The organism is Roseicyclus sp., assembly GCF_052168335.1.
Classification (GTDB): Bacteria; Pseudomonadota; Alphaproteobacteria; order Rhodobacterales; family Rhodobacteraceae; genus Roseibacterium.
In genome coordinates this window covers 1-2,264 of the sequence record NZ_JBQLZP010000343.1, presented here as the reverse complement: position 1 = coordinate 2,264, position 2,264 = coordinate 1, and the positions used below count along the sequence as shown (strand labels likewise).

The following is a 2,264-nucleotide window of genomic DNA, read 5'->3' as shown; positions in this document are numbered from 1 at the left end:
TGACAGCGCCCGCCCCGGTCATCGCCGGAGCGGGCGTTTTCCTGTCGTCCCGGGCTGCGTCAGGCCGTTGTGCGCCGGCGCGCCACGGCGAGGCCGCCGATCGCCGTCAGCAGGAGCAGCGCCCCGGCCGGCAGCGGGACGGGCGCGATCGACACGTTGTCGATCAGCCCGCCGAGCGTGTCCCCGCGTCCGGTCGCGCCGAAGTCGAGGTTGAACAGACCCGCCGTGCTCACGGTGAAGCGCGACACCACCTCGGTCCAGGTGCCGACCTGGTAGGGGCCGCCCGGCCCCGTGACCTCGCCATAGTTCAGCAGGCCGCCGCCGAGGGCTTCGGCGACGCTGAAGAAGATGCCGTTCGTCGAGGCGTCCCGCGTGCGGGGGCTGAAGAAGAAGGACAGGTCGTAGCTGCCGACGCCCAGATGCACCTGCTGGCGCATCGTTGTGTTGGACCCGGTCACCGGGTGGCTGTCGAGCTCGACGTAGCGCCGGCCATCCTGCGCGTCGATGAACCCCAGCGTGGGATTGGTCTGCACCTCGATGCCGTTGCCGGACACCGTCGTCCAGCCCGGCAGCGTCCCGTAGACCTTCCACGACCCGCTGTCGAGCAGGACCGTTCCGCCGGACACGTCCTCGAAGCTTCCGTTCAGAACGGTCGATGCCTGCGCGCTTCCGGCGATGGCCAGGGCCACCGACAGGGCTGCGGCGGTGAAATGGGTCTTCATGCTACAAAAACTCCTTGGGCGCTTCACTCCGCGCCATGCACTCCGGAACCCGGTCGCATCGGTGTGCGCCGACTTCCGCCACGGAGCTACCACGTTTTCGTCACATTTTGAGGCGCATTCGCCGCGGACGGCGCGAACACAGCGTCCGGGATTCCGCACCAATCGTCGCGGCCCCCCCGGAGCGCCATGAAAAAAGGCGCGCCGGGCGGGCGCGCCTCGTCTCGCCTCCGGAAAACCTGGCGCTATTTCGCCGGGCCGATCATCATGACCATCTGGCGGCCTTCCATCTTGGGCATGTTCTCGATCTTGCCGAGGCCCTCGACATCCGCCGCGACCCGCTCGAGCAGTTCGCGCCCGAGGTTCTGGTGCGCCATCTCGCGACCGCGGAAGCGGAGCGTCACCTTCACCTTGTCGCCGCCCTCGAGGAAGCGGACCACGTTGCGCATCTTCACTTCGTAGTCGTGCGTGTCGGTGTTGGGGCGGAACTTCACTTCCTTGATCTCGATGATCTTCTGCTTCTTCCGCGCCTCGGCTTCCTTCTTCTGCGTCTCGTACTTGAACTTGCCGAAGTCCATGATCTTGCAGACGGGGGGCGTGGCGTTGGGCGAGATCTCGACGAGGTCGAGGCCGGCTTCGACGGCGAGATCGAGCGCCCGGGCCGGATGCACGACACCGAGGTTCTCGCCCTCGGGTCCGATCAGCCGAATCTCGGGGCCGCGGATGCGGTCGTTCACGCGCGGGCCGGTATCGCGGGTCGGCGGCGCGTTGTGGGGTCTGCGGGCTATGGGGTTCGTCCTTCTGTAGCCTGGAATTTGAGCACGCAAGGTATCGTCAAGGGGCCTGTCTTTCAAGGCGATTTGGCGGGGTCTCTGGGCGGTTCCCTGCCGGGTTCGGGCCTTTCGCGCCCGCGGCATTGCGGGTGCGGCACGGCTTGTGTAGCCGGGCGGGCAGTCACCGGAGCCGCGTGGGAACCAGCATGAGTCGCGTCCTGATCGTTATCGTCATTCTCGCGAGCCTCGGGGCCGCGGGGTATTTCCTGAGCCGTGCCGCGCCGCCCGAGACCGCCGCGCCGGAGACCGCCCCGGCTACGGACACAGGCGCGGACACCTCCGTGGAGGGCGCCGCCCTGGCTGCGGAAGACGCGCCGTCGCCGCTCGAAGAGGCCTCCGAAGCCGCCGCGGACGCGGTCGAGGACGCGGTCGAAGCCGTTGCGACAGGGGCCGAGGAGGCGACCGATGCCGCCGCCGCCCTGGCCGAGGAGGCCTCCGATGCCGCCGCCGCCGTCGGCGAGGCCGTGACCGGGGCGGCGGATGCCGCCGCAGATGCGGTTGCGCCCGCGGCCCAGAGCCTCGCGGAGACCGCCGCCGAGGCCGCCGCTGCCCTCGAGGATGCCGCGGACGCCGCGCTGGAAGCCGTGGACGAGACCGCCCCGGCCGAGGCCGCGAGCGGGGCAGCCCCGGAGGCCTCCGCCGGGGGCCCGGCCCCGGCGGGCGAGGCGGCATCTGCCCTACCCGGCGCCGCCGAGCCGGCGGCCCCCCCGCC

2 protein-coding genes and 1 pseudogene are annotated in these 2,264 nt (G+C 70.5%); 1 reads left to right on the top strand and 2 read right to left on the bottom strand.

Going from position 1 to position 2,264, the window contains the following annotated elements; all coding sequences use genetic code 11:
- Positions 1 to 59 precede the first annotated feature (59 nt).
- Both ACTS11_RS10540 and infC read right to left on the bottom strand, forming a co-directional pair.
- A complete protein-coding gene (locus ACTS11_RS10540; protein WP_442640269.1) occupies positions 60 to 722 on the bottom strand; it encodes a VPLPA-CTERM sorting domain-containing protein in 663 nt (220 codons plus the stop codon).
- A 242-nt stretch (positions 723 to 964) separates the two neighbouring features.
- The gene (gene infC, locus ACTS11_RS10535) at positions 965 to 1,456 is read right to left on the bottom strand and encodes a translation initiation factor IF-3 (RefSeq protein WP_442640268.1); all 492 of its coding nucleotides are present in this window, start codon (positions 1,454 to 1,456) and stop codon (positions 965 to 967) included.
- A 242-nt stretch (positions 1,457 to 1,698) separates the two neighbouring features.
- Between infC and ACTS11_RS10530 the strand changes: the two are divergent.
- A pseudogene (locus ACTS11_RS10530) lies at positions 1,699 to 2,264 on the top strand (hypothetical protein); the annotation flags it as partial.

Bases quoted from the DNA above. Each gene is read 5' to 3' on its own strand.
- ACTS11_RS10540 (WP_442640269.1), bottom strand. From the start codon at position 722: ATGAAGACCCATTTCACCGCCGCAGCCCTGTCGGTGGCCCTGGCCATC.